Origin of the sequence: Burkholderia sp. D-99 (genome assembly GCF_011605345.1) — a bacterium.
In the GTDB taxonomy this organism is placed as follows: Bacteria; Pseudomonadota; Gammaproteobacteria; order Burkholderiales; family Burkholderiaceae; genus Burkholderia.
Window position 1 is genome coordinate 921,027 of the sequence record NZ_JAAOXM010000002.1, and the last position, 25,923, is coordinate 946,949.

General features: G+C 65.4%; 24 protein-coding genes. 7 read left to right on the forward strand and 17 right to left on the reverse strand.

Annotated elements, in window-relative coordinates:
• Positions 1 to 2: 2 nt before the first annotated feature.
• Together HAV18_RS11280 and HAV18_RS11285 are read right to left on the reverse strand one after the other, a co-directional pair.
• Positions 3 to 1,295 carry an MASE1 domain-containing protein gene (locus HAV18_RS11280; protein ID WP_166955575.1) on the reverse strand — a complete coding sequence of 431 codons (1,293 nt, stop codon included), beginning with the start codon at positions 1,293 to 1,295 and terminating at the stop codon, positions 3 to 5.
• Positions 1,296 to 1,581: 286 nt separating this feature from the next.
• On the reverse strand, positions 1,582 to 2,082 hold the full coding sequence (locus tag HAV18_RS11285) for a lipocalin-like domain-containing protein (protein WP_166955576.1): 501 nt from the start codon (positions 2,080 to 2,082) through the stop codon (positions 1,582 to 1,584).
• Positions 2,083 to 2,241: 159 nt separating this feature from the next.
• Here HAV18_RS11285 and HAV18_RS11290 point away from each other — a divergent pair, with 159 nt between their 5' ends.
• Together HAV18_RS11290 and HAV18_RS11295 are read left to right on the forward strand one after the other, a co-directional pair.
• On the forward strand, positions 2,242 to 3,147 hold the full coding sequence (locus HAV18_RS11290; RefSeq protein ID WP_166955577.1) for a LysR substrate-binding domain-containing protein: 906 nt from the start codon (positions 2,242 to 2,244) through the stop codon (positions 3,145 to 3,147).
• Between the two features lie 121 nt (positions 3,148 to 3,268).
• Positions 3,269 to 3,706 carry an N-acetyltransferase gene (locus tag HAV18_RS11295; protein WP_166955579.1) on the forward strand — a complete coding sequence of 146 codons (438 nt, stop codon included), beginning with the start codon at positions 3,269 to 3,271 and terminating at the stop codon, positions 3,704 to 3,706.
• A 25-nt stretch (positions 3,707 to 3,731) separates the two neighbouring features.
• On the opposite strand, the gene HAV18_RS11300 is transcribed toward HAV18_RS11295, so the two are convergent.
• The 3 genes from HAV18_RS11300 to HAV18_RS11310 form a co-directional block, all read right to left on the reverse strand.
• A complete protein-coding gene (locus HAV18_RS11300) occupies positions 3,732 to 4,568 on the reverse strand; it encodes a peptidyl-prolyl cis-trans isomerase (RefSeq protein WP_166955580.1) in 837 nt (278 codons plus the stop codon).
• A gap of 345 nt (positions 4,569 to 4,913) precedes the next feature.
• Positions 4,914 to 6,848, reverse strand: a complete 1,935-nt coding sequence (locus HAV18_RS11305) for an SMP-30/gluconolactonase/LRE family protein (RefSeq protein ID WP_166955581.1) — start codon at positions 6,846 to 6,848, stop codon at positions 4,914 to 4,916.
• Positions 6,849 to 7,387: 539 nt separating this feature from the next.
• The gene (locus HAV18_RS11310; RefSeq protein ID WP_166955582.1) at positions 7,388 to 8,698 is read right to left on the reverse strand and encodes a dicarboxylate/amino acid:cation symporter; all 1,311 of its coding nucleotides are present in this window, start codon (positions 8,696 to 8,698) and stop codon (positions 7,388 to 7,390) included.
• Positions 8,699 to 9,419: 721 nt separating this feature from the next.
• On the opposite strand from HAV18_RS11310, the gene HAV18_RS11315 reads away from it, so the two are divergent.
• The 3 genes from HAV18_RS11315 to HAV18_RS11325 are packed head-to-tail and all read left to right on the forward strand — an operon-like array spanning position 9,420 to position 11,889.
• Positions 9,420 to 10,565, forward strand: a complete 1,146-nt coding sequence (locus HAV18_RS11315; RefSeq protein ID WP_166956760.1) for a glycosyltransferase family 4 protein — start codon at positions 9,420 to 9,422, stop codon at positions 10,563 to 10,565.
• Positions 10,565 to 11,131: a hypothetical protein gene (locus tag HAV18_RS11320; RefSeq protein WP_243771604.1), complete on the forward strand. Its 567-nt coding sequence runs from the start codon at positions 10,565 to 10,567 to the stop codon at positions 11,129 to 11,131. Before HAV18_RS11315 ends, HAV18_RS11320 begins: the two co-directional genes overlap by 1 nt.
• 23 nt (positions 11,132 to 11,154) lie before the next feature.
• Positions 11,155 to 11,889 carry a polysaccharide deacetylase family protein gene (locus HAV18_RS11325; protein ID WP_166955583.1) on the forward strand — a complete coding sequence of 245 codons (735 nt, stop codon included), beginning with the start codon at positions 11,155 to 11,157 and terminating at the stop codon, positions 11,887 to 11,889.
• A 27-nt stretch (positions 11,890 to 11,916) separates the two neighbouring features.
• Here the strand turns inward: HAV18_RS11325 and HAV18_RS11330 are convergent, their stop codons facing one another.
• From HAV18_RS11330 to HAV18_RS11345, 4 genes are all read right to left on the reverse strand, one after another.
• Positions 11,917 to 13,173, reverse strand: coding sequence for an MFS transporter (locus HAV18_RS11330; protein WP_166955584.1), 1,257 nt, complete (start codon positions 13,171 to 13,173; stop codon positions 11,917 to 11,919).
• Between the two features lie 343 nt (positions 13,174 to 13,516).
• Positions 13,517 to 14,455: an alpha/beta hydrolase gene (locus HAV18_RS11335; protein ID WP_166955585.1), complete on the reverse strand. Its 939-nt coding sequence runs from the start codon at positions 14,453 to 14,455 to the stop codon at positions 13,517 to 13,519.
• 2 nt (positions 14,456 to 14,457) lie between these two features.
• Positions 14,458 to 15,342, reverse strand: a complete 885-nt coding sequence (locus tag HAV18_RS11340) for an alpha/beta fold hydrolase (protein WP_166955586.1) — start codon at positions 15,340 to 15,342, stop codon at positions 14,458 to 14,460.
• Positions 15,343 to 15,374: 32 nt separating this feature from the next.
• A complete protein-coding gene (locus tag HAV18_RS11345) occupies positions 15,375 to 16,430 on the reverse strand; it encodes a sugar phosphate isomerase/epimerase (RefSeq protein WP_166955587.1) in 1,056 nt (351 codons plus the stop codon).
• Between the two features lie 110 nt (positions 16,431 to 16,540).
• Here HAV18_RS11345 and HAV18_RS11350 point away from each other — a divergent pair, with 110 nt between their 5' ends.
• Together HAV18_RS11350 and HAV18_RS11355 are read left to right on the forward strand one after the other, a co-directional pair.
• Positions 16,541 to 17,146 (forward strand): TetR/AcrR family transcriptional regulator, encoded by a 606-nt coding sequence (locus HAV18_RS11350; RefSeq protein ID WP_166955588.1) that lies wholly within the window; start codon positions 16,541 to 16,543, stop codon positions 17,144 to 17,146.
• Positions 17,147 to 17,279: 133 nt separating this feature from the next.
• On the forward strand, positions 17,280 to 17,777 hold the full coding sequence (locus HAV18_RS11355; RefSeq protein WP_166955589.1) for a hypothetical protein: 498 nt from the start codon (positions 17,280 to 17,282) through the stop codon (positions 17,775 to 17,777).
• A gap of 102 nt (positions 17,778 to 17,879) precedes the next feature.
• Here the strand turns inward: HAV18_RS11355 and HAV18_RS11360 are convergent, their stop codons facing one another.
• The 8 genes from HAV18_RS11360 to HAV18_RS11395 form a co-directional block, all read right to left on the reverse strand.
• The gene (locus HAV18_RS11360; RefSeq protein ID WP_166955591.1) at positions 17,880 to 18,968 is read right to left on the reverse strand and encodes a hypothetical protein; all 1,089 of its coding nucleotides are present in this window, start codon (positions 18,966 to 18,968) and stop codon (positions 17,880 to 17,882) included.
• 68 nt (positions 18,969 to 19,036) lie between these two features.
• On the reverse strand, positions 19,037 to 20,590 hold the full coding sequence (locus tag HAV18_RS11365) for a DHA2 family efflux MFS transporter permease subunit (RefSeq protein ID WP_166955592.1): 1,554 nt from the start codon (positions 20,588 to 20,590) through the stop codon (positions 19,037 to 19,039).
• Positions 20,591 to 20,607: 17 nt separating this feature from the next.
• Positions 20,608 to 21,783: an HlyD family efflux transporter periplasmic adaptor subunit gene (locus HAV18_RS11370; protein ID WP_166955594.1), complete on the reverse strand. Its 1,176-nt coding sequence runs from the start codon at positions 21,781 to 21,783 to the stop codon at positions 20,608 to 20,610.
• A gap of 42 nt (positions 21,784 to 21,825) precedes the next feature.
• Positions 21,826 to 23,277 carry an efflux transporter outer membrane subunit gene (locus tag HAV18_RS11375; RefSeq protein WP_166955596.1) on the reverse strand — a complete coding sequence of 484 codons (1,452 nt, stop codon included), beginning with the start codon at positions 23,275 to 23,277 and terminating at the stop codon, positions 21,826 to 21,828.
• Positions 23,278 to 23,338: 61 nt separating this feature from the next.
• Positions 23,339 to 23,815: a MarR family winged helix-turn-helix transcriptional regulator gene (locus HAV18_RS11380; RefSeq protein WP_166955598.1), complete on the reverse strand. Its 477-nt coding sequence runs from the start codon at positions 23,813 to 23,815 to the stop codon at positions 23,339 to 23,341.
• Positions 23,816 to 23,825: 10 nt separating this feature from the next.
• Positions 23,826 to 24,344, reverse strand: a complete 519-nt coding sequence (locus tag HAV18_RS11385; protein ID WP_166955600.1) for a DUF2165 family protein — start codon at positions 24,342 to 24,344, stop codon at positions 23,826 to 23,828.
• An 11-nt stretch (positions 24,345 to 24,355) separates the two neighbouring features.
• Positions 24,356 to 25,030: an HAD family phosphatase gene (locus HAV18_RS11390; protein ID WP_166955602.1), complete on the reverse strand. Its 675-nt coding sequence runs from the start codon at positions 25,028 to 25,030 to the stop codon at positions 24,356 to 24,358.
• A 59-nt stretch (positions 25,031 to 25,089) separates the two neighbouring features.
• A complete protein-coding gene (locus HAV18_RS11395; RefSeq protein ID WP_166955604.1) occupies positions 25,090 to 25,911 on the reverse strand; it encodes an AfsA-related hotdog domain-containing protein in 822 nt (273 codons plus the stop codon).
• Positions 25,912 to 25,923: the final 12 nt, after the last annotated feature.

Genomic DNA, 25,923 nt, shown 5'->3' on the forward strand with positions numbered 1-25,923 from the left:
GCTCATTCTTCCGCCGGCCACACGCGCTCGAGCTGCCAGACGCCCGCCACCACCGTCACATCGACATTCGAATCGAGCAGCGGCGCGCCGTGATCGGTGATCGTCTGCGTGCCGCCGTCGCGCTGCACGATACGCAGCGACAACGATGCGCGATCCTCGCCCGCGATCTCCGCATTCCAGTAGTCGCGCAGCGCATCGCGGTCGCCCGGCTGCACACGGTCGAGCACGAGCGGCACGCTCGCGATCTGTGCCGCATCGACGCCGACCCCGAACACGCGCTCGACGTCGCCGCTCCACTCGATCCGCCCCGATTCCGGATCGAGCACGTACGCGATCTGGCCGGCGCTCGCGAGCGCGAGCTCCATGTTGTTCTGCAGGACCGCCGCATGCTCGTGCACGCGTTCGCGCGTCGTCTTCAGCGTGCTCACCGTCAGCACCAGCAGCGACGCGACCGCCAGGTAAAGCTGCGCCTCGAGCAGCGCGCTGCCGTAGTGCTCGTGAAACGACGAGAACGGGCCATCGCCTTGCGCGGTCTGCTCGATCACGATCAGCGCGAGCACCAGCACCGACGACGAACCCGCGCGGCCGCCGAGCAGCAGCGTCACCGAGACGGTGAGGAACAGCGGGATATACGTCAGTGCGAAGCCGGCGCCGGTGCCGAATTTCTGCGACGTGTCGCCGTCGAAGATCACGAGCGCGACGCCCACGACCAGCGCGAACGAGACCATGCCGAGCACCAGGTCGAAGCGCTCGTGATCACCCGAGCGATGCGCGCGAAAGCGCGACCATGACGCGAGCACCGGCGTGACCAGCAGCACGCCGACGAAATCGGACGCGGCCCACACCGACCACACGTCGAAGAACGGCGCGCCCTTGACCGCCGTGTACCACGCCGCGCCGCCGATCGCGCCGACCACGCCCGCGATCAGGCCGGCGAGAATCACCGAGCGCAGGAAATACAGCCCTTCGAGCGAGAAGCGCACGCGCTGGACGAGCCACACCGCGAGCGCGGCCGCGCCGACCTCGTCGACCGTGAACAGCACCGCGTTGACCAGGCTGCCGTGTTCGATGCCTGACAGCGCGAGCTGCCCGACCAGGAATGCGCCGGCCAGCGTCAGCCATTCGCGCGTCGGCCGCAGCATGAACGCGCCGACCGTCACGCCGGCCGGCAGCCAGATGTAGCCGGTCAGCCGGACGGGGCCGTTGAACTGGTGCGAGATGTAGCCGGTCGCGAGATACAGCGCTGCCCAGAGCAGCGCGGCGACGAGGCCTGGCCGCGATCGTTTGGTGTCCATCGAGAATCCCTGTGTGCTGCGCCGTGCAGGCAAACGCACCGCCGCGTCGGAAGCGGCGGCGCCTGCGGCCGGCAGGTGCGCGATGTGCGAATGATATGCGGATGGGGTAGGCGGGGGAATACCGATGGTGGCGGCACGAGCGGCCGCGGCCTGCAGCCCGGCTCGCAAGGCCGGCGGCGGCCCGCGCGGGCCACCGGACATGGCGTGTCGCACCGGCTATACCCGGCACCTCCCGGAACGGCCGCGATCGCAGCCGCATGCGGCACGTATCGAACGACCTCCCAGTTCAATCCTTTCGCCGCCACACCGAGATCGGTATGTCGCCGTTGGCACGCGGCGGCACGCGGTAGCTCAGTTCGCCGTCCTTCAATTGATAGCTTCGCGTCTGCGTTTGCCCGATCCAGTTCGGATACGACGCATTGCTGATGTGAAACGCCAGCTTGTGGCGCGCCGGATCGACGGTCAGCGTGCCGTAGTGGGTACTCGAGCCGAGCACGGCTTCACGGAATTCATCCGGCGTGCCGGTCGCCTTGTCGTTCGACGCGAAGCGCGGGCGCTCCGACTTGAAGATCTGCAGCGAGTAGTTCCCGTGCGTGTCGATCAGCAGCAGCCCCTTCGGATCGGCACCATAGTCGCGGCCGATCGTGCCGTCGGGATGTTGTACGTCCGCCGCAACCAGTGTCCACGTCCCCGCGAGCGACGGCGCGGCCGACGCGTCGCCGGGAACCATCGATGCGGCCAGCAGCATGCCGGGAAAGCCTTGGCGGAATATCGAGCCCATTTTCATTCACAGTCCTCGTCGGAAAGAAGGGAAGCAACCTCACGGATATCCGCCGCGTATCGCGCGCGTCCCCGTGAACCGGAACGACCGGTTCACTTGATGGTAGCGACGAGAATGTGCAATAAATACGATAATTCGAAATCGACTTATAAGAAAAACAGAATCATGACACTCCCGAATCTCGACATGGATGCGCTGCGCACGCTGATCGCCGCGGATCGGCTCGGCAGCCTCAACCGCGCCGCCGACCGGATCGGCCGCTCGCAATCGGCGGTCAGCCAGCAGATGCGCAAGCTTGAAACGCAGATCGGCCAGCCGCTGTTTCGGCGCCAGGGGCGCGGCCTCGTGCCGACCGAAGCCGGCGAACTGATGCTGTCCTATGCGCGCCGCATTCTCGACCTGAACGACGAGGCGGTCGGCGCCATCCGTGGCGCGGCGATCGAGGGCGCCGTGCGATTCGGGCTGCCCGGCGACTTCGCCGAATCGTGGCTGCCTGTCGCGCTCGGCCAGTTCAAGCGCACGCACCCGGGCGTGCGCGTCGACATCGTCGTCGACGGCAACGGCGCGTTGCTCGACCGGCTCGATGGCGGCGAACTCGACATCGTGCTGGCGATGGGCCGCGGGCATCGCGCCGACGCCGAACACCTGGTCACGCTGCCGATGGCGTGGATCGGGCCGCAAGGCATCGACGTGCATCCGCGCGACGGCGCGCCGCTGGATCTCGCGCTGTACAAGCCGCCGTGCCTGTTCCGCAAGGCCGGCACCGATGCGCTCGACAAGGCCGGCATCCCGTGGCGGCTCGCTTACACAACCGGCAGCCTGCAAAGCCTGTGGGCCGGCGTCGCGGGCGGACTGGGCATCACGGCGAGAACGATGGTCGGTGTGCCGCCGGCACTGCGGCAGCTCGGCGAGCGCGACGGCCTGCCGCCGCTGCCGTCGGTCGACGTGTGCCTCCATGCGGGCGGAGGCGATGCGCCATCCGCGCTCGCGAGCCTGAAACGCGTCGTGGTCGACACGCTGATCGCCAATCTTGCCGATGTGCACAAGGCGTCCGGCCGGCACGCCGCATGATCGGCCACGGAGGCGCGCCGGATTCGGCGCCGTGCCCTTTGACCGGCTTCCCGTCATCGGGAATGATTCGCTGCGGGGTTCGACCTTCCCGTCGGCCTTCCCGAACGAACGAGTCCGCCCGATGACACACGCATTCCGCCTGCGCCCGGCGTCTGCCGCCGACCTGCCGTTCCTGCTGACGCTTCGCCAGCTCACGATGACCGAGCACCTGCAACGCGCCGGCGTGCCGTCCGACGACGCAGCGCACGATCAGCGCATTCGCGCGAATTTCGACGATGCAATGATCGTCTGCAAGGACGATGAAGCAATCGGCTTGCTGAAGGTCACGCGCGCCACCGATGAGTGGCACGTGCACCAGATCCAGATCCTCCCCGATCACCAGGGCCGGGGCATCGGCGAAGCCGTGCTGAACGCCTTGCTGACCGACGCGGCACGCAAGCGCGTGCCGGTGTCGCTCAGCGTGCTGCGCGGCAACCCGGCGCGGCGGCTCTACGAACGGCTCGGCTTTCGCGTCGAGTCGCAAACCGACACGAGCGCGAGCATGATCTGGCGCGCGTGACGCCCGGCGTTTCCACGCCGCCGCATTACTGCGTGATCTTCGCGTCCTTCAGCAGGTTGCCGATCATCTGCGCACTCGCCTTCTCCACGGCGGCCGCCTGCAGTTGCTGCTGCAGCGCCGGCTTCGCGGTCGCGAAGCCCGGCACCTGCGTCGGCCGCTTCGCATCCAGCTTCACGATCGCCCGCACGCCATCGACCGGGATCGAATCCTTCGTCGCGGCGCCGACCGTCAGTTTCTCGAGCGCCTGCGCGACCGGCAGCGGCAAGCCGGACGTCTTGCCTTCCGTCGCCGGCGTGTGGAAGCTCACCCACGGCAGCTCGCCGCCGGTATCGCGGCTCGGCGCCATGCTGTACTGGCGCGCCAGCCCTTCGAACGACTTGCCCGCCTTCAGCTCGCTCAGCACCGTCGCGGCCGTCACCGGATCCTGGACGATGATCAGGCGCGGCTTGTACTCGTTCTTGCCCAGCGCGGCCACGAGCTCGTCGTAGCGCGCCTTGACCTGCTCGTCGGTCACCGGCTCGGGTTTCACGTTGTCGCGCAGGTAAAGCTGCACTTCCGCATTCGCTTTCGCCTGCTGTACCGCCGCCTTGACCTCGGGCTTGTCGGCATAGTTCGCCTTCTCGGCGGCCTGCTGAACCAGCACGCGCGTAATCAGCTGATTCTTGATCGCCTGGCGGACCTGCGGCGAGTCGGGTTGCCCGGATGCGCGCAGCAACGTATCGACGTCGGCCTGCGTGATCGGCGTGCCGTTGACCGTCGCAACGGTCGCCGCGGTAGCCGTCTCTGCGTGGACGGGGCCGCTCAACGCGCCGGCCAGCGCGGCGATCAGAAACAGGCGGTTCGGTGTCGTTTTCATCTTCATCGTTTCGTCACTTCGGCATAAAAAACGCGGCATGGGGTAGCCGCGCGAGTTCACCAGCGCTGCAATGCGCCGGCGCAACCAGTCAGTCGATCCGGTTCATCGTCGTGGGCACCCGCAGTGCCTGCCGGTGCCGCTGTCATTGTGCCCGGAAGCGGTTTTCCGCGTCGTGAGGTTGGGCACCGCCGCCCGGCGGGCGGTGAGGCGCGCGTTGCGCACGCCGCTCATTACGAACGCGTGATGTGGAAATTGCGTGGATGCGCGGTGGAAATCCTGCGAAATCGCGACGAATGCGGTGATTGCTGCGCGGGCGCGGCCGCCGGTCGAGGCGGCCGCGCGTTCATCAAGTCAAGGCGTCCACCGGTACACGGTGATGCTGTTGCCTTTCACGTTGTTCTTCATCACCACGTACTCGCCGTTCGAGCGGCGGTAGGCGCGGATGCTGTACATCGCATCGATCGCGCTGCTGGTATCCACGGTCGCGGGGCTCGCGTTGACCAGCGTGGTGTCGAGATTGCCGGTCGTGAGGTTGAACGCGTCGACGTTCGGCCACAGCGGCCCGCTGCTGCTGAACCAGTAGCCGACGAACAGATGGTTGCCCACCGCGTCGATCGATTTCGCGCCGCTGTGCGGCAGCGTGATCACCGGGTCCGGCTTCGTCGTATTGCCCGCGCTCCAGCCGTGATACACCTCGATGCGCGTGCCGATCGACGTCCAGTCGTTGGTGCCGATGGCGCCTTGCGCGAGCACCATCGTGTCGCTGTCCGCGAGATAGACGATGCGGGTGAGCGGCTGGATGCTGTCGGGCACGCGGGTCGCGACGCCCGGCCCCCATGACGGCTTGCCGCTCGCGTCGAAGCCGGTCAGCGGGTAGTGGGTGATCGCGCCGGTCTTGTCGAGGCCGGCCCACACGCCGCCCTTGCTGTCGACGCTGAAGCCGCCCGTCACGCGCCGCGTCGTGTTGAACGCGGGGCCCGGGATCGAGCCGTCCGGAATCGCGACATAGCCGTTCGCCGCGTTGAAGTGGAAGAAGTAGAAGACCGGCGGGTTCTGGCCAGCCGCGACGAGAATCCGGTTCGCGCCCACCGACGTGAGCAGCCCGAAATGCTCGTCGCGCTGCGTGTCGTTCATGTCGATGCGCGGATCGGCCGGATACGTGAACGGATCGACCGTGTTCGCGACGAACGTGCCGCCCGCGCTGCCGCCGTACACGTGCGTGGCGCCGTAGAACAGCGCGCCGTCCGTGACCGGGTCCGGCGCGGCGATGCCTTCGAAGTTCAGCGACTGCAGCGTCCACCGCAGGCTGCCGGTGCTGCTATACGCATGGATGTCGGTCGCGCCGTTGCGGCCGAGATCCCAGCTGCCGCCCCACGGATTGTTGAGCACGTAGAGATTGCCGCCGGTGTCCTTGCCGATCCCGACGATGCGCGTGAAGCGCTGCGCCCCGACCTGCCCCTTGATGCCCGTCGTCGTGTCGAGATAGCCGCCGCGCACGCCGAACGTACCGGCCAGCGCGGGCCGGCCCGACACCGTATAGCGCTTGATGTTCTGGTCGGGGCCTTCGTCGCCCGCCAGCAGCTGCCCGGCCGCCGCATCGAAATACAGCGCCGACGGCTGCGACCCGGCCGGCATCCGGATCGTGTTGAGCAGCGCACCGGCCGGGCTGAAGCCGACGATCGAGCCCGCGCGCTTCTGCGCCACCCACACGTTGCCCGCTGCGTCCACCGCAAGCGCGCCCGGCTCCGATACGCCGATATCCCGCTGCCACACGCCGTCGGTGGTGAACACGCGCACACGATTGCCGTAGAAGTCGCTGGCATAGAGCAGCGAGCCGGCCGTCGCGAGCCCGGTGACGACGTCGATACGCGGCTGGTTGGTGGCCGCGCTGACCTGGATGACGCGGTCGCGATACTTCGTCGCGCGGTTGTAGCGCCCCACCGCGCCGCTGCCGTATGTCTTGCCGGGCTGCAGCGCGACGAACAGCGAGGTCGCGTTGCCCGTGATCGCGCTGCCCTGGAACTCCGAGTGCGTGCCGATCGAGCCGGCGCTCTTGCCGTTCTGGTAGATCGCGACACCGCCTTCATCCTCGTCCCACATCGAGGCCGTATAGATCACGCCTTCGGGCGCAACCCACATCGCGCGCGCGACGTTGCCGACGTGGGCCGCCAGCGTGCCGTACGTGTTCGCCAGCCAGTCGGTGGTGTTGCGTGCCTGAATGGAAGGGGTAATCGCGGCGATCGCCGCGGCGAGCAGCACAGCCTGAAACCGTTGTCTGGCGACCATGACGGATGCTCTCCTGAATGGTGCGAACATTCACATGAAGGGCCGGCCGGATGGCTTGAAAGGCGCAATACGTCAATTCTTCCGCTGAAGCATCCGGCGCAGTCGGTATTACGTGCAGCATGCGTTCGATCATGCGCAGCGCGAGAATAGCGTTATATAAATCGAAAAAAATTGCGGATCGCTCGCACCGTTGTGCTTTTCACGGGTTCGGCTTCGAGCGCATCGCCCGTGACGCCCATGCCCGTTGGCGGGGAACGCGACTGCGCGACAGTGAATGGTCACTTACGCGTCGAATCGGGGATCGGGGATCGGGAAAATCAGGCTTGTGCCTGCGGGAATATCGCCGCCTGTTCAACGACGAACGATTGAAACGGCGAGTGCCTGTTTCAGCGAATCTCGGAAAAGCGCCGCATTCAACGCGGAATCGTTGCGCAAAACAAATCGCCGGCCTGAATCCGTTGCGAATCCAGGCCGGCGATCATTCAATACCGCGGGGCGGGCAACGCACCGCTATCGCTGCGCTGCCGCACTGCCGTGCGTCATGCCGATGCCGATGCCGAGGTCTCCGGCACCTTCACCTTCATGACGCGCCCGTTGTCCGGATCGTTGTCGTCGCGCGGGTCGTCGAGCTGCCCTTCCCACTTCGCGACCACGGCCGCCGCGATCGAGTTGCCGACGGCGTTGGTGGCCGAGCGCCCCATGTCGAGGAACATGTCGACGCCCATGATCAGCAGCAACCCGGCTTCGGGCATGTTGAACTGGTTGAGCGTCGCCGCGATCACGACCAGCGACGCGCGCGGCACGCCCGCCATCCCCTTCGACGTGACCATCAGCATCAGCAGCATCGTGATCTGCGTGCCCAGCGGCAGATGGATGCCGTACACCTGCGCGATGAACAGCACCGCGAACGTGCAGTACATCATCGAGCCGTCGAGGTTGAACGAATAACCGATCGGCAGCACGAAGCTCGAGATCTTGCGGTTCACGCCGAAGCGGTCGAGCGCATCCAGCAGCTTCGGATAGGCGGCCTCGGAGCTCGCCGTCGCGAACGACAGCAGGAACGGCTCGCGGATCAGCCGGATCAGCGTGAACGCGCGCTTGCCGAGGAACGTCACGCCGGCGAGCGTCAGCACGCCCCACAGCAGCGCCAGTGCCAGGTAGAAGCTCGCCATGAACTTCGCGAACGTGAGCAGGATGCCGAGCCCCTGGGTGGTGATCGTCGACGCCAGCGCCGCGAACACCGCGACCGGCGCGAACCACATCACCGCGCCCGTCACCTTCAGCATCACCTGCGCGAGATCGTCGATCACGCCGGTCAGGCGCTTGCCCGATTCGCCGAGCGCCGACAGCGCGGTGCCGAAGAAGATCGAGAAAACGACGATCTGCAGGATTTCGTTGTTCGCCATCGCTTCCGCGATCGACTTCGGCACCAGGTGGACCACGAAGTCCTTCAGCGTGAAGGCGCCCGTCTTCAGGTTGAGGGCCGCATCGGACGCCGGCAGCGGCAGGCTCAGGTGGCTGCCCGGTTGCAGGATCGTTGCGGTCAGCAAGCCGAGCAGCAACGACGTAAACGATGCGATGAAGAACCAGCCGAACGCCTTGACGCCGACGCGGCCCACGGCGCTGCCGTCGCCCATCTGCGCAATGCCGACGGTCAGCGTCGCAAATACCAGCGGCGCGATGATCATCTTGATCAGGCGCAGGAACACGTCGGACAGCAACGACACGTAGCCGGCGACTTCCTTCGCCATGGCCGGGTCGGGAAACGCGCTATGACAGCCGTAACCCACGGCGATACCAAGAATCATCGCGACAACGATGTACTTGGTGATGTTGTGCTTCTTCTTCATTAGTAATCCAAATCACAAAGCGTATATTGCTAACGGCTGGCTAACTTTCGCGCCCGGCTACGAATCGAAACCCACGTCTCTCTGGGTGCGACAAGTCCGCCTTTGGCGGTCGCCATGGCGGACAAGGGGGGGGCATTCTAACGCAAATGGCCCCTCGGCTTTCAAATCTGAAAGATGGACGGGTTGATTTGCGTCCGGATGTCATCGAAAAATCAGGTTTTGTCGCGATCCGGCCCGCTTCCTGACCGCTTCCTGACCGCTTCCTGACCGCTTCCTGACCGCTTCTTGACCGCTTCTTGACCGCTTCCTGCCTGCTTCGGGCCTGCTTCGGGCCTGCTTCGGGCCTGCTTCCGACCCGTTCCCGCCCGGTCGGCCGGGGTAATCGGGCGCACCACCGTTCACGCCGGAATCGCAACAGCTCACACGCCGGCGACAGAAAAACACGTCACCGGCCCCTCCTCCCCGGCGGCATCGCGCGGTGTGACAACACCGCAAGCGATCGCGACACATTCACACAAAGATGCGCAGACCTTGACACTACGGCACGTAATGCGTCTGTAATATTTTGAAACGATTCGCAACGACGCCCCGCCCGGGCGTCGTTGCGCAATCACGCCTCGGCAACGCGTAACCGGGATCGCGTCATGGCTTTCAACAGGTTGAGGCATTCATTTTCTCAGCAGTCCTGTCAAATGAATGATCGAGGAAAGGCGGCATCGTGATGAACATTCTGTATACCAACTTCCACGGCGACTACGGCGGCGGCCAGGACACCTACGTCCGCGACCTCGCCGCCGCGATGAGCCGGCATCATCGCGTGACCGTCGCGTCGCCGGAAGGCAGCCGCCTGTCGCGACTGTTGGAGGACAGTCCCGACGTGACCATCTTCGACATGGAATTCAAGCCGCGCTGGAACCGGCTGTGCCAGGAAATCGTCCGGCTGCGCCAGCGCATCGTCGCCGAGCGCTTCGACATCATCCACGTCAACGGGTCCGCCGATCACCGGCAGGTGATGCTCGCACTGCTCGGCTGCCGGTATCGGCCCGCGGTCGTGCTCACCAAGCACAACACCTATCGCGCCGACAGCTTCGGCAACGTGCTGCGCGCCCGGCTGGCAACCGACCACACCATCGCGGTCAGCGACTACGTGGCGGGCATGCTCGCGCTCCGGTCGCCGTATGGCAACGTCACGGTCGTCAAGCACGGCGTGCGCCGGCAGGCCGCGGAACGACTGGCCGGCGACGAAATCCGCCGCCGCAAGATCGCGCTGTTCGGGCCGTCCGGCGCGGACGCGATCGTGCTGGGCAGCAGCGCCGGCACCGCCCCGGAAAAAGGCTGGATGGACCTCGTCGCAGCGCTGGGCCGCCTGCCCGAACACGAGCGCGAGCGGTTTCGCGTGCTGCTGGTCGGCGCGGAGCCGTCCGGCGAGCAACGCGAGCAGATCGCGCGGCACCACATGGCGTCGCGCACCGCATTCACCGGGCGCCTCGACGATGTGCGCACGCCGTTCTCGATCATCGACGTGTCGTTCGTGCTGTCGTACCACGAGAGCCTGTCGTATGCGTGCCGCGAAGCGATGTCGCTCGGCTGCCCCGCGATCGTGACGCGCGTGGGCGGGCTGCCCGAGAACGTCGAGCCGGGCGTGGACGGCTGGGTCGTCCCGCCGCGCGAGCCCGAAGCGATCGAGGCCATCCTGCGTGCAATCGTGCGCGAGCCCGCGCGCGTGCGCGCGATGGGACGCAGCGCGCGGCTGAAGGGCAAGCGCGAGTTCTCGTTCGAACGGTTCGTCGATGCGACGTTGTCCGTCTATCAGAAATCGATTCGACACAACCCCTATCGTTGGGTGACATCCATGAGGTCCGTTTAATGGCAATGAACATCTGGAAGAAGTACTGGGACCTGCGCACGCAGGAGTGCCCGTGCGACGTGCACTTCGTCGAATGGCTGGAAGCCGTTCGCCTCAACGGCATCCGCATCTATCACTTCGGCACCGGCGGCCACCACCATGTCGGCACGGAATGCGCGCGGCCGCACCTGAACAACACCGTCTTCGGCGTGACGGCGTCGCCGAAGGAATACAAGTCGTACGTCGATCTCGTCACGCGGCAACCGGAGGTGAGCAAGACCTATCTGGCCTATTTCGGCGACATCTATACGAGCAATACGGACCTGCTGCCAGCGTTCGACGTCGTCACCCTCTTCCATCTGTGCGAGTTCCGCGACGAAACGAACAGCCGCTACGGTGCGAAGACCGATGCGGAAGTGCTCGACCTGTTTGCACGCCATACCGCGCGCGACGGCCACCTGTTGTTCTACAAGGGCTCGTCGGCGTACCGGAAGGCCGAGCCGATCATCGAGCAATGGGCGGCGAATGCCGATTTCGTCGAAACCGGCGATTTCAAGACCTTGCGGATTTTCCGCAAGGCCGCGTAATTCCCTGATCTCGCGACCCGCTCATGCTGCTGTCCGCCACGCGCTACCCGATCCTGATGTATCACCAGATCCGCACGCTGCCGCCGCCGTCCGACCGCCTGCGCGGCCTGAGCGTCGCGCCCGACGCGTTCCGCCGCCAGATGACGCTGTTCCGGCGGCTCGGCTACCGCGGCCTGAGCGTGCGCGAACTGCAGCCGTACCTGCGCGGCGAGCGCAGCGGGAAGGTCTTCGGCATTTCGTTCGACGACGGCTTTCTCAACGTGCTGACGCATGCGATGCCCGTGCTGGACGCGCTCGGCTTCACCGCGACCTGCTACTTCGTCGCCGGCCGGTTCGGCGGCGAGAACGACTGGGATGCGGGTGCCGATACGGCACGTTCGTCGCTCATGACGTGCGCGCACATGCTCGCCTGGCGCGATCACGGCCATGAGATCGGCTCGCATACGCTCGATCACGTCGCACTGTCGCACGTGCCGGCCCACGTGTCGGCGGTTCAGATCACCGAATCGAAGCGACGGCTCGAAGCATACAGCGGCCAGCCCGTCGAATCGTTCTGCTACCCGTACGGCGACCTGGACCCACGCGTGCGCGATCAGGTCGCCGCCGCCGGCTACCGCAACGCGACGACGACCCGGCGCGGTTGCGCCGATGCGTCCGACGATGCGTTCCTGTTGCCGCGGATTCCGGTGGCGGGCGGGGTCGGTGCGATGCGGCTTTGGTTCAAGTGTGCGAAGGCGCGGGCTCGCACGCGCAGGTAGCGCGCGCTGCATCGACCGCATCCATGCTTATTCCGGCCGCCGGCTGCGGAATGCGAGCAGGCCGGTCAGCGCGATCACCAGGAACATGACCCATCCCGGCGCGAGTGTCGTCCAGCCTGCGGCCGCGCTGCCGATGAAGTTGCCGAGCATCCCGCCGATCGCCCACGAAATCGCCGACGCACCGAAATAGCTGCCGGCGTTGCCGTCCGTCGTCAGGTCGGCGAGCGCGATGTTCGACGCGGGAAGAATCAGGCTTTCGCCCAACGTGAAGACGATCGCGATCACGATCAGGATCGCGAGCGACGCATCTGCGCCCCGATCGCGGGCGACGAGCAGTGCCGCAATCGCAAAACAGCCGCACAACGCGGCATGCCCGATCACCATCATCGATCGCCAGCGCGTACGCTGAAACCAGCCCATGCCAAGCCAGGCGGTGGCGATTCCCATCAGCGCATTCGTGATGTAGAACGGTCTCACGCCGTAATAGCCGTGTGCGCCATGCGAAAAGGTCAACGGGATGAATACGTAAATCTGCGTATACACGGTCCAGAACGGCACAAGCGCCCAACAGAGCCGGCGAAACCGCCTGTCGCCAAACGCGACCAGCACACCGCGCAGCGGGTGCGCGTCGACTGCGTTGTGCCGTCTTCGCCCCGCGATCCACGGGGCGATCAGCGCGAGCGCCGTGAAGACCGCACCGCTCACCAGAAACGGCAGCGCCCCGTTCGTGTTCGGCACGACGATCAGCAGCGCAGGGCCGATCAACGCCCCGAGATTGAGCGCCAGGTTGTTCAGCGCGAACACCTTGGGACGCACGGCGCCATCGAGCGAGCCGAAGATCGAATACGCGGTCGTTTCGTAAAGCGCGGCCCCGAGCCCGGACACACACGCCCACATCAACAGGCCCGGCAGCGATCGCGCAAATGCGAATCCGGCAAACCCGGCCGCACGGCAAAGCAGGCCGAGTGTGGTCAGCACACGACTGCTGAAACGATCCGCCGACGCACCCAGCACCAGCGGCAACAGCCGGCTCGCCAGCAGATTCGCGGTCAGCACGCTGGCGACGCTGCCCGCGTCCAGATGGCGCTCCATGTCCAGGAACGCCGCAAGCAGCGGCAGCGACCCGAACACCGACAGATTCACGAGGAACTGGAAGACCAGCAGGACCCGCGTCGACACCGGCACGCCTTCCACGATTCCGGTGAGCCATGCGGCCGGTTTGTGGTCCTTCTGGTGAAACGGGTCGACTCTGTCGCCGGATGCTCGGCGATCGCAATCATCCATCATGTTCTCCGCTGACGTTCGATGCCGGCCAAACGGAGCATGAAAAAAGCCCCGTCCGTTTCCGGCGGGGCTTGGGGTGGGTTCGACACACCGACTTACGACGCGCAACCTCCTCCCGGCCCGCCATTGGCGGTCGTGGTGGTGGTCGTAGTCGTGACGAAAAGTGCGTTCATGTGAAGAATCTAGTCAACCTGCTGTCGGCCGTCAATACGCCGATTGCGTGGCCGGTCAAACAGGCAGTCCGTCGAAATCATGGAAAACGCGCCGTTCTTCCCGATATCGCGCGACCGCCGAACCGTACAGCCGTCCACGCAGGTCGCGCCTCCCCTTTTCGGCAATGCACTCACCGCTGGAAAGCCCTGCGCATCTGCGCGCCGGCTACGTCGAACACCTGGCGGGCCGCCGACGTCACGCCGGCCATATGGATGCACGCATGGATCATCCCCGGCAGCACGACGTAATCGACCGCCACACCGGCCGCCCGCAATTGCTGCGCATACGCGTGCGCGTCGTCGCGCACCGGATCGTACTCGCACGCCAGCAACGTGGCCGGTGGCAATCCCTCGAGCGAAGCCGCCCGCAGCGGCGACACGCAGGGCGACCCGCCGTCGGCCGGATCGGTCAGGTACATGTCGAAGCAATACCGCATGATCTCTTGCGTCAGGTAGTATCCCTGCCCGCAAGTCCGATAGGACGTCGAGCTCATCGACGCATCCAGCGGCGGGTACAGCAACAGCTGATGCGCGATCGGCGGGCCGCCCCGCTCCCGTGCGACCAGACAGGCAGCCGCCGCCAGGTTTCCTCCGGCACTGTCGCCGCCGACGGCGATGCGCGCCGGGTCCAGCCCCAGGCCAGCCGCCTCGTGGCATACCCAGTCCAGCGCATCGCAGAAATCCTCCAGCGGCACCGGAAACCGGTGCTCCGGCGCAAGCCGGTAGTCGACCGACAGCACGACGCATTGCGTCGCGTTGGCCAGCGCGCGGCAAGGATTGTCGTAGAGCTCGAGTGTGCCGAGGCACCACCCGCCGCCGTGTGCATAAACGATCGCCGGCTGGCGTGCCGCGCCCGCCGACGTGACCGATGGCCAGTAAGCCCGCACGCGAATCTGCTGCCCGTCGCGCGTGGGCACCTCAAAGGTTTCCGTACGGTCGACCGTTTCCAGCGGTCCATGCCAGCCCCGCAGTGCCGTATCAGTCGCCTGCCGCAACGCGTCCAGCGACGCAGGCGCCTCGGCCACGGCCAGTTGCTCCAGCAATGACGCGATGTTGATGTCGATCGGCATGTTCAGCGGCTCCGCTCCAGGAACGGCAGCAGGTGGCCGATGAATGCGTCGGGTGCCTCTTCCATGATGAAGTGTCCGCAAGCCGGGACGACCGCGCCCTGCAGATCGGTCGCGTTGTCGCGCATCGTGACCAGCGGCGCATCGCCGGTGGCATGTTCGGCACCAATGGCGAGCACGGGCATCGTCAGTTTGCGCTGCGCCCGCTCCTGGTTCTGCCGGATCGTCTCCGGAATCGCGCGGTAATAGGAGAAGCCGCCGCGCAAGCCGCCCGGGGCCGCATAGGCGTCGATATACACGTCGACCGCCACGCAATCGCGCCGGAACGACCAGCGGTTGAACATGAACTCCAGATACGCCCGCTCACGCCCCGCAATCAGCGTCTCGGGCAGGTCGGCCAGCTGGTTGAACATGAAATGCCACAGAAAGATGTTCTCCTCCGGCGGAGCGAAGATCGACGGCGCGGGTGCCAGCCCGGGGATCACCGCTTCCGTGAGCGCCAGCGACTTCACCGCCTCGGGCCGATCGCTCGCCAGCGCGTAGGCCACCCACATGCCGACGTCGTGGCCGGCCACCTGGTACACGTCGAAGCCGAGCTGCACCATCACGCGATGCAACGTCGCCGCCGTGTGCCCCGTGTCGTAACCCGCATGCGGCCGATCGGAGTAGCCGGTACCGGGCGGATCGACCGCGACGGCCATGAAGCCGCGCGCGGCGAGCGCCTGCATCACATGACGCCATGCGTACCAGGTTTGCGGCCATCCCGGAATCAACAGGACAGGGGTACCCGCGCCGGCCGTGACGCAATGGATGCGCTCGCCGTCGATGCGTACGTATTGATGAGCAAAGCCTTGGGCGTCGGCCGACGACGGCTTAAGTTGAGCGGACATATCGAATATTCCTGACAGTGAGGGGAAACGGCTCAGGCAATGCCGAGCATGTCGTGGATTTGCCGTTGATCGACCGCAGCACCGGCGAAGTCGTCGAAGACGCGCTCCGTCACCCGGATGATGTGGTCGTTGATGAACGCGACGCCTTCACGCGCACCGTCCTCCTGATCCTTGAGGCAGCATTCCCACTCGAGGGTGGCCCATCCTGCGTAGTCGTACTGAGCAAATTTCGAAAAAATCGCCTTGAAGTCGACCTGACCGTCGCCGAGCGAACGGAAACGGCCGGCCCGCTCCAGCCATGAACTGTAGCCGCCATAGATGCCCTGGCGCCCAGAAGGCAGAAATTCGGCATCCTTCACATGGAACATGCGGATGTGGTCGCGATAGATGTCGATATACGCCAGATAGTCCAGCTGTTGCAGCACGAAATGGCTGGGATCGAACAGCATCTTGCAGCGCGCGTGCTGGCCGACCAGCGCATGGAAGCGCTCGAAACTCACGCCGTCGTGCAGGTCTTCGCTGGGATGGATCTCATAGCAGAGGTTGACGCCGTTTTCGTCGCAGACGTCGAGAATCGGCCGCCAGCGGCGCGCCAGCTCGTCGAAGGCCGTCTCGATCAGGCCGGCGGGCCGTTGCGGGAACGGAAACAGGTAAGGCCACGCGAACGAGCCCGAAAAGGTGCCCATGTCGGTCAGCCCCAGGCGGCGTGAAGCCCGTGCCGCCAGCTCGAGCCGGTCCAGCGCCCATGCCGTGCGCGCGGCCGGGTTGCCGCGCACGGCCTCGGGCGCAAAGCTGTCGCACATGGCGTCGTACGCCGGATGCACGGCGACCAGTTGCCCGAAGATGTGCGTGGTCAGTTCGCTGATCTCCAGCCCATGTTCGGCCAGCATGCCCTTCACGTCGTCGCAATAGGCCTGGCTTTCCGCGGCGGTCTCCACGTCGAACAGCCGGCCGTCCCACGCGGGAATCTGCAGCGCCTTGAAGCCGACGCCGGCCGCCCATTGCGCGATATTCGGCAAGCTGTTGAACGGCGCCGCATCGTCGGCGAACTGCGCGAGATGGAGACTGGGGCCCTTGAGGGTACGCATGATCAACTCCAATTGTTTGTCGATTGACAAAGAATAGAATGCGGGAACGGCGCGTGTCAACACGGCGCGCGATAAAATCGGCGCACGATGTGACGACGGACGACATGAATATGGCGGGACGACCGAGAGAATTTGATCGCGACATGGCGCTGAAACGCGCGATGCTGGCGTTCTGGCGACGCGGCTACGAAGGCACGTCGATGGCCGATCTGGTCGAAGCGATGGGCATCGCGTCAGCGCGCATCTATGCCGCCTTCGGCAGCAAGGAAACCCTGTTCCATGAGGCCGTGGGGCTCTACGAGCAAAACGAAGGCGGCTTCGCCGATCGTGCGCTCGGCGAGGAAACCGATGTCCGCGCGGCCGTCGAACGGATGCTGCGCGATGCCGTCGCCGCCTATACCAAACGCGGCCAGCCGCACGGATGCATGGTGGTTACCGCCGCGACCAACTACTCCGCCGAAAACGAAGGGGTCATGGAATGGCTGGCCGCCCATCGGCGCGCACGCACGCAATCGATCGCCGAGCGCTTGCAGCTCGCAGCCGAGCAGGGGCAGCTCGCGCGAGGCACCGACATCAAGGCGCTGGCCGATTTCTATGCGACGCAACTGCACGGCATTTCCGTTCAATCCCGCGACGGGGTATCGAAAGAGCGCCTGCTCGCATCCATCGGGCCGGCGATGATGCCGCTCGCGATGGCGGTGCGTGACAGCGCGTGACGCAGCGCGACGCGCGGGATACGGCGTTCTTGTAGTCACTCGGAAGCCGTCCGGGAACGCGGTCTCGCCGTCACGCTCGGGTTTGAGCACGCCGACACATGTTGCCATTCAGCATTCAAGGAATGACCGGAAAATGCAAACAGCTGACGACGGGCGTCGAGTGATGAAACAAACGCGAACGGCCTTCTCCGAACGCATCAGGCCGACGTCAGTCGTTCCAGCTGTCTCATCCAACACGAACGACTACGACGACGCATTGCACTTCTCAAACCTGCTCTGGAATGAGACGACTGCTCACGACTGGACAAAATACCCGGATGCCATCTACAGATTTACGCCCGAGGCATTCGGCTACTTTCTACCCGGCATCATGCGCGTTTCGGTCGAAGAGAATCAGGTTTTACTCACGGTCATCGAAAGTTTGATGGGGTCGCTGGACAGGTCTCCGGTTGCCGAATACTGGGATGACCATTTTCTGCAGCGCTGGCCCGAACTGACCGACATCGAGTGCGATGCCGTGATCGAGTGGATTTTGTGGCTCAACGAACACCCTCTCTCTCCATTCCCTGAAGACACGATTCTCCGAGCGTGCGCAACCTTGGAGCTGGTCAAAAAACACCGGACGAAGTAGCTGCTACATGAGGGCTATTGCACGCCCCAATGTTGTCATGGATCGGTTGAAATGCAGTGGAGGCAGACACCTCCACTACATGAAAACATCAAACACGACCTGTCATTTGGCAATCTGCGAAGCATGACATTCTTGCCGCATGGTAACCAGCCGATTGCCTACCAGCATTCCCGTCGACACAAAGTCTCGATCGAGGTGAACAGTTGGCAGATTCCCTTGAACCGCTGGACAGCCACCATCAGCGGTGTACTCCATCGCAAACAACGTTTGGTTGAGAATCGCGTCCGTAGCCGGTGCTTTTGCGATCGACTCGGGTGCAGAAACGATCGCCGCGGCGACACCCAATAACGCTATCGGCGTGAACAGCTCGACGACATCGCGCAAATAGCGACCTTGCATAATGGCGGGGTCGCCGCTGCGGCCGAAGCGTACCCTTCTCCACCAAATGAACACCCTGTTCGCCCTGTTCTGCGGGATGAACGCAAACCAGGCTCGCATGGAGCGAAGAAAGAGTGACGGCAGGTTGATCAGAAAAAGTACCAGGCCACAGACGGCAAGAAAGATCGCGACGCAACGTACAAAATTTAAAGCGACATACCACGACGACAGAAGTCCGAGAAAACTTGGAAAATATTTCGCATCCGCGTGCGTCAAGAGCCGTGTCATACGTATTGCCTGTGCAGCGCCCACTGCCACACATACCGCAGTCGAGACCGCGTAGAGAGCCTTTCCAAGGATCTTGCCCCAAGACCACTTCGCGATCCGGGCGACTATCAAATGCGCATGTCGAAGCGCACCGATCGATATCGCCACGCCGACGAAGAGCATTTCGGACAAGGTGTTCAGCGGCGGTGTCAATTGCAGCGCAATCAGGATCAGGCGGATGATCATGTACATCATGACAGCACCGTAGATGACCGGAACGTCAGGCGGAAGCTGACGCAGCGGCCGTAGCGCTTTCATGATGCGCATCGTTCGCCTCACCATCATCCGGCGAAAGGCCGGCAGGAATCGCCGCCACTCCGTATACAACTCCCACAAGATGAAACCAAACAGGGCCGCTCCAACGAGCCTGACTCCCCAGCCATAGGTGACGATTTTCATCGCAATCATCAACCCGGCAAAGCTGACTGCAAGCCGGCCCCCTGGACGCCGTAATGCCCTACGTGCCGCATCAATCCAATACTGCATAACTCCTCCTGTTATTGATACTCGTGCATCCGTCGCGTCAATGGGCGGTCCTGTTCGCCGAGATCATCTCAATGCGCGCCCCCGGCATCCACACTCCCTTGCGCCCGCACCGGACGCGCCAGCCAGACCACCCCGATCAGCAACAGGAACAGCACGGCCGATCCCCAGAACAGTTCGTTGGCCGCCAGCATGTACGCCTGCGTATTGATCTGGTGTTCAAGGAATTGATATGACTGAGCCAGCGAATAACCGAGGTGCGCGAGATTGTCGAGTGCGGCGCGCGTCATCGTCGAATCGGGCGTGACCATTTCGGCAAGCCGCACATGGTGCACGTCCGCGCGCGACTCCCACAGGGTCCCGACCGCCGACGCGCCGAACGCACCGGCCGTGATCCGCACGAAGTTGGACAATCCGGACGCGGCGGGCAGCCGCGACTGGGGCAGCCCCGACAACGCGAGCGCCGTCAGCGGAACGAAGAACGTCGCCATCGCCGCGCCCTGCACGAATTGCGGCGCCATGATCGTCCACATGTCGGCCTGCATGTTGAAGCGCGAGCGCATCAGGCAGACCACCGCGAACACGAAGAACGAAAGGCTGGCCAGCCAGCGCACGTCGACCCGTCCCACGTTCTTGCCGACCATCGGCGACAACAGCAGCGCGAGCAGCCCGACCGGCGCGCTGACGATGCCCGCCCACGTGGCCGTGTAGCCGGCGAACTGCTGCAGCCACAACGGCAGCAGGACGAGGTTCGCGAAGAACACGCCGTAGCCGAGCGAAATCGCCGTCGTGCCGATCGCGAAATTTCGTCTCGCGAACAGCGACAGATCGACGACCGGGTGCGACTGCGTCGTCTCCCAGATCACGAACAGCACGAACGCGACGAAGGCGATCACGGCCAGCGCGACGATGATGTCCGAGCTGAACCAGTCAAGCTCCCGCCCCTTGTCGAGCATCACCTGAAGGCAGCCGACCCAGATCACGAGCAGCGCGAGCCCCATGCGATCGATCGGCTTCTTCACGCGCGGCGATTCGCGGTCGCGCAGCAGCAGCCAGGTCAGCCACGCAGCGAAGAGGCCGGTCGGGATGTTGATGTAGAAGATCCACGGCCACGAGATGTTGTCGGAGATCCAGCCGCCGAGGATCGGGCCCAGCACCGGCGCGATCATCGTCGTCATCGCCCACATCGACAGCGCGGTACCCGACTTGTGCTTTGGATAGCTCTGCAGCAGCAGCGCCTGCGACAGCGGAATCATCGGCCCCGCTGCCGCGCCCTGCAGGATCCGGAACAGGATCAGCGTGCCGAGGTTCGTGGCGAGCCCGCAAAGCAGTGACGCGACGACGAACAGCAACACCGCCGAGACGAACAGGCGCACCTGGCCGTAGCGCTGGGTCAGCCAGCCCGTCAGCGGCACGGCGATCGCGTTCGCGACCGCGAACGACGTGATGACCCACGTCCCCTGGCTCGCGCTCACGCCGATATCGCCGGCGATCGATGGAATCGACACGTTCGCGATCGTGATGTCGAGCACGTTCATGAACGTCGCAAGCGCGAGCGCAATCGACGCGAGCACCAGTTTCGCACCGGCAAGCGGCGGCAGCGGCGCCGCATTCGGAGTTGTCATGATGGTCTCCCTGGCGCTCAGTGACGCGTATCGGCGGCCACGAGACGCTCCACCGCCGAATCGACGGCCTGCGCCTGTGCGTCATAGACCGCGGTCTGCGCGATCGGACGATCCGGCTCGGTCGTGGCCAGTTGCGCGCCGCCCCGTTCCTTGATGTCCACGTCGGCCACGACCGACAGCCCGACCCGCAGCGGATGCGCGCGCACCTCCGCCGGATCGAGCGTGACGCGCACCGGCAGCCGCTGCACGACCTTGATCCAGTTGCCGGTGGCGTTCTGCGGCGGCAGCAGCGAGAATGCACTGCCGGTGCCCGCGCCGAGCCCCGCCACCTTGCCGTGATACACGACACCCTTGCCGAACAGGTCGGTCGTCAGCGTCACGGACTGACCAATGCGCATGTGGCGCAACTGGCTTTCCTTGAAGTTCGCGTCGACCCAGAGCTGATCGAGCGGCACCACCGACAGCAGCGACGTGCCGACCGCCACCCGCTGCCCGACCTGAACGCTGCGGCGTGCGACGAAACCGTTCTCCGGCGCGACGACCGACGTGCGTTCGAGCGCAAGCTGCGCCTCCTTCACGCGCGCGACGGCCTGCGCGACTTCCGGGTGCTCGTCGAGCGGGCTGGCACCGGCCAGCGTGCGGCTGCTCGACCATTGCTCGCGCGCCGCATCGAGCGATGCGCTCGCGAGATTGACGCTGTCCTGCGCGTGGCGGATTTCCTCCTCCGATACCGCGCCGCTGCCGGCCAGCGCGCGCCGGTGCGCGAGGTCGGCGCGTGCTTTCGCGAGATCCGCCTCGCGGCCCGCGACGTTGGCGGCCTGCGCCGACTGGCTCTGGTACAGCGTCCGCGTGCGGCGGATCACCTGCGCGAGCTGCGCCGTCGCCTGCTCGAGCGCGAGGCGCGCGTCGGTCTGGTCGAGCTGCACCATCACCGTACCGGCCTTGACGAAATTCGTGTCGTCGGCACGAATCGACACCACGGTGCCCGGCGTCTGCGGCGCAAGCTGAATCACGTTGCCACCGACATACGCATCGTCGGTGCTTTCGACGAAACGTGCGACCGTCAGCCAGTACGCGCCGTAGCCGAGCGCGGCGACGGCGAGTGCCGCCGAAAAGGCCAGCACCATGCGCTTGCGACGCGGTTGTTGTTCGTCTGCGACCGGTGCCGCTTCAACTCTGGTTTGCGTGCTCATTTGGATACTCCGTTTTTCTGAATTCGGATGAAAGCGCGGGGTTCAGGAAGCGCTGTTCGCCGCGGCGGACAGATCGATGCCGCCGCCGAGCGCGCGGTAGAGCTGAATCGCCGTCTGCAGCCGGCGTGCGTCGAGATCGACGTCCGCGCGCTGCTGCGCGAGCAGCCGATCCTCGACGGTCAGCACGACGAGACGATTGGTCAGCCCTTCGCGATGCCGCGCGCTCGCGACCTTGACGGTGTCCTCGAGCTCGCGCAGCGCGAGGGCATGCTCGGCCTGCCGGGCATCCAGCGAGCGCCACGTCGAGACCTGATCGGCGACGTCGCGGAACGCGTCCAGCACGAGCTTGTTGTACAGCGCGACTTCCGCGTCGTAGTCGGCGTTGCTGATCGCCAGACCGGCCCTCAGCCGGCCTGCATCGAAGATCGGCAAATGCACCGCGACGCCAAAGCCGAAGATCTTGCTGCCCGCCTGGAACAGGTTGCTCGCGTCGAGCGCATCGAGGCCGCCTGACGCAACGAGATCGATGTTCGGATAGAACTCCGCATGGGCCGCATCGATATCGCGGCTCGCGGCTTCGACGCGCATGCGCTGCGCGGCGATTTCGGGCCGGTGCGCAACCAGGTCGGCATCGAGCCGCGGCGGCAGTGCCAGCGCGCTGTCGAGCCGCAGCGTCGGCACCGTGATCCGCTCGCTTGCGGCCGGATCCTCGCCGGCCAGCACCGCGAGCTGATGGCGAAGCAGCGTGGCCTGGTTGCGCAGCGCCTCGACGTCGGCGCGCGCCATCGGCACCGTAGCCGACGCTTCCTTCTGCGCGACGGTCGTGTCGAGCCCTTCGCCGATGCGCGCGCGCAGCAGCGCCACCTGGCGTTCCCGCAACGCAACGTTGCGCTGCGCAAGCACGAGCTGCCGCTCGGTGCGCGCGAGGTCGACGTAGCTCTGGCATACCGCACTTGCGAGCGTGAGCTCGACCGCGCGCGCTTCGAGACGTTCGGCCGCGACGCGCGACAACTGCGCCTGCACGCGATTCCGGTTGAGCCCCCAGAAATCGAATTCGTAGCGGAAGTTCAACGCAAGATCCGCCGACGTGTGCACGCTGCCCGCGAGCGGCGCCGGGTACAGCCCGTTGTTGCTGAAGCGCTGCCGTTCGACGGCGCCGTCGCCACCCAGATAGGCGCCGCCGGCCGCGCGTTGCGCGGACAGCATCGCGCTCGCCCGGCCGATGCGTGCGCGCGCCTGTTCGAGCGTCGGCGAACCGGCATACGCGCGATCGATCAGCGCGTCGAGCTGCGGGTCGCGGAAGCTGCGCCACCAGTTCGGCGTGGGCCATTCGGCGGCATTGGCCGTGGCGGCCCCGGCACCCTCGGCCGCACGCCCGAGCCTGATCGCAGCGGGATCCAGCATGCGGCCGTGCGACGTCAGTCCGCCGTCGTTGGCACATCCCGCCAATTGCAGGCCGGCGATCAGCGCGAGAATCAAGCAAGACCGTTTCATGGTCATCTCCTTATGGCTGCCATGTCGTCGACTGACATGGCAGCAATCGGCGCAAAAAAAATCACGGATTGAGGTTGGCAATCAGCCGTCCGAGCAGGCGCTTGAGCAACGCGAACTCCGTGACCGAGAAATCGGACAACGCATCGTTGAGCGCGTTGACCGCCGCGGATACCAGCGGGCGCTGCATCACGCGGCTCGACTCGGTCGGCGTGACGAGCACGAGCCGCCGGTCCTCGTGGCTGCGCTCGCGGCGCACGAAGCCTTTTTCCTCCAGGCGATCGAGCATGCGTGTCATCGCGCCTGTGTCGCAGCCGAGCTCGCGACACAGGGCCGACGAGCTGCGTACGTCGCCGACGAGCACGCGGATCAACACCTTCCACTGCGCGGACGTGATGTCGAACGGCTCCATGCGCTGGTCGATATGGCGCAGCAGCAGGCCATGTGCGACGACGATCAGGTGTCCGAGACTCTCGTCGACGCGATAGTTATCGGTGCTGTACGGCCGGAAGCTGCACGGCACGGAAAGGGTGGCATCCATGGCGGCCTCCTCAGGCTGCGTTCGCCGAATCGGCGAACGGCAGGCCCTGCACGTAGAGCAATGCGGACATCGCGATCAGGATCAGCGTCATGTGCACCGATTGCACGGCACCCTGCTTGATCCAGTAGCCGAACCACAGGCCACCGCATGCGAACCAGATCCACAGCACCAGGAAGCCAGACAACGCGACGATCGCGCGTCCTCGTGCGCGGACGAACCGCTGCGAGTCCGCGTGCCAGGCCGCGAATGCGAACAGCGCGGCCGCGCTCCACAGGGCACCGGCAACCGTCAGTTGCGCGGCGATCACCGCGTCGAGCAGCGCGGTGACGTGCGTGAGCGGCCACGCCCGCCACACGAGGCCGGCGCCGAGCTGCGGATCTGCCCGCAGCAGATCCATCGACAGCATGTGTCCGAGCAGCACCCGGTTGGTCCCGGAATCGGTGATGTTGTTGAATACCGCGATCGTGAGCCAGGTCGCGAGGCCGGCCAGCAACAGCGTGCGGCTGAGTGCAGCAATGCGAATCGACATGATCGAACTCCTCAGAAGGTGCAATCGGGATTCAGGACCGGCCAGCCGCGCGCCTGCGCGATCTCGACGAGCGCCGGATCGCGCACGACGACGGTCGGCAGGCCGACCGCTTCGAGCAGCGGCAGGTCGGACAGGTGGTCGCCGTAGCCGTAACAGCGAACCGCGTTCGCGTGGTGCCGGGCAAGAAACGCGTCGACCGCCGCGCGCTTGCCGTCGCCGATCGTCTGCGGCGACAGCAGTTCGCCGGTGAAGCGGCCACGCGACACCTCGAGCCGGTTGGCGAGCACGTGGCGAACCTCGAGCGCATCGGCGAGCGGCTGCAGGATCTCGATCGACGAGCCCGACACGAACACGGGCTCGACACCGTCCGCACGATGCCGTCGCAGCGCATCGAGCACCGGCGTGATGTAGAGCGACGGCTGCGCCGACACCTCGGCGAACCAGCGCCGCGCACATTCGGCGAAAGCGGCCTGCGAGTGCCCGCGGAACGCGCGGTAGAACGCGCGGTTCACCTGGGCCCGGTCGCGGCCGCTCGCGAGCAGCCGGCGATGCGCGACGCGATCGGCGACTCGGCCGCCCAGCGTGCCGAACCGCTGCCGGTAATAGAACGCCCGAAAACTGAACATGCTCTTCAGGTTGATGAGCGTTTCATCGACGTCGAAGAATGCAAAGCGAATGTTGTCCATGGCTGTATCCGTTGGCCGGATCGCGGTGACGCGACCCGGCTGGTCTCGGAGAAAGGCGCTCAGGCCATCGCGGCCACCGGCTGCGACGCCGGCTGCGGAACCGGCAGTTCGACCACCCGCCCCATCGACGCGAAATGCGCGACGGTGTCGTCGAGGCACTGCGCGAGCGCCGCATCCGCGAGCTGCGTCTCGCGCGGCGCGAGTTGCGCACCGTCGAACACGCCGAACTTGACCGCCATGCCCGCGACCTCGCGGCCGTTCTGCCACACCGCCATGTCGGCGGTGATCTGCACGCGGTTCGCGCGCGGCTGGCGACGCTCGAGCAGCTGGTAGCGAATCGTCGCCGGCAGCGGGAACGCGAATTCGAGGAAGCGCATGTTCATTTCGTTGATCACGAAGTAGCGCTTCGGCGGCGCATCGGCGGAGAGGCAATGCGCTTCCGTCGTCGCGATGAACATCTGCCGGCATGCCTCGGTCAGCACCATCCCCTGCACGTGCATGCCGGTGAGGTGATCGAGCATCAGTTCATTGCGCGCATTGATCAGCAGGTCCGCTTCAAAGCGGTCGTCGGCAAGGCGCCGCGGCCGCGAGATCAGCACGTTCTCGGTGCGGTGCTTGTGCGACAGCGCGTAGTCGGCGCGCCCCTGGTTGTGCCACGTGCGCCAGCATTCGAACTCGGGAAGCAGGCCCAGGCTCATGCCCAGGCAGTACGCGTGGTCGATCTCCATTTCGCCGAGACCCTGTCCGGCCACAAGCGTGGCGCCGCGCAACGTGTCGAGGCGACCATGGCGCAGGTTCTCCAGCAGCACGCTGTAAGGCATCACGCCCGGCTTGCTGGCGAAGTGGCGGAACTCGTCGGCGACAATCAGATGCAGTTTCATGTTGGTTTTCTC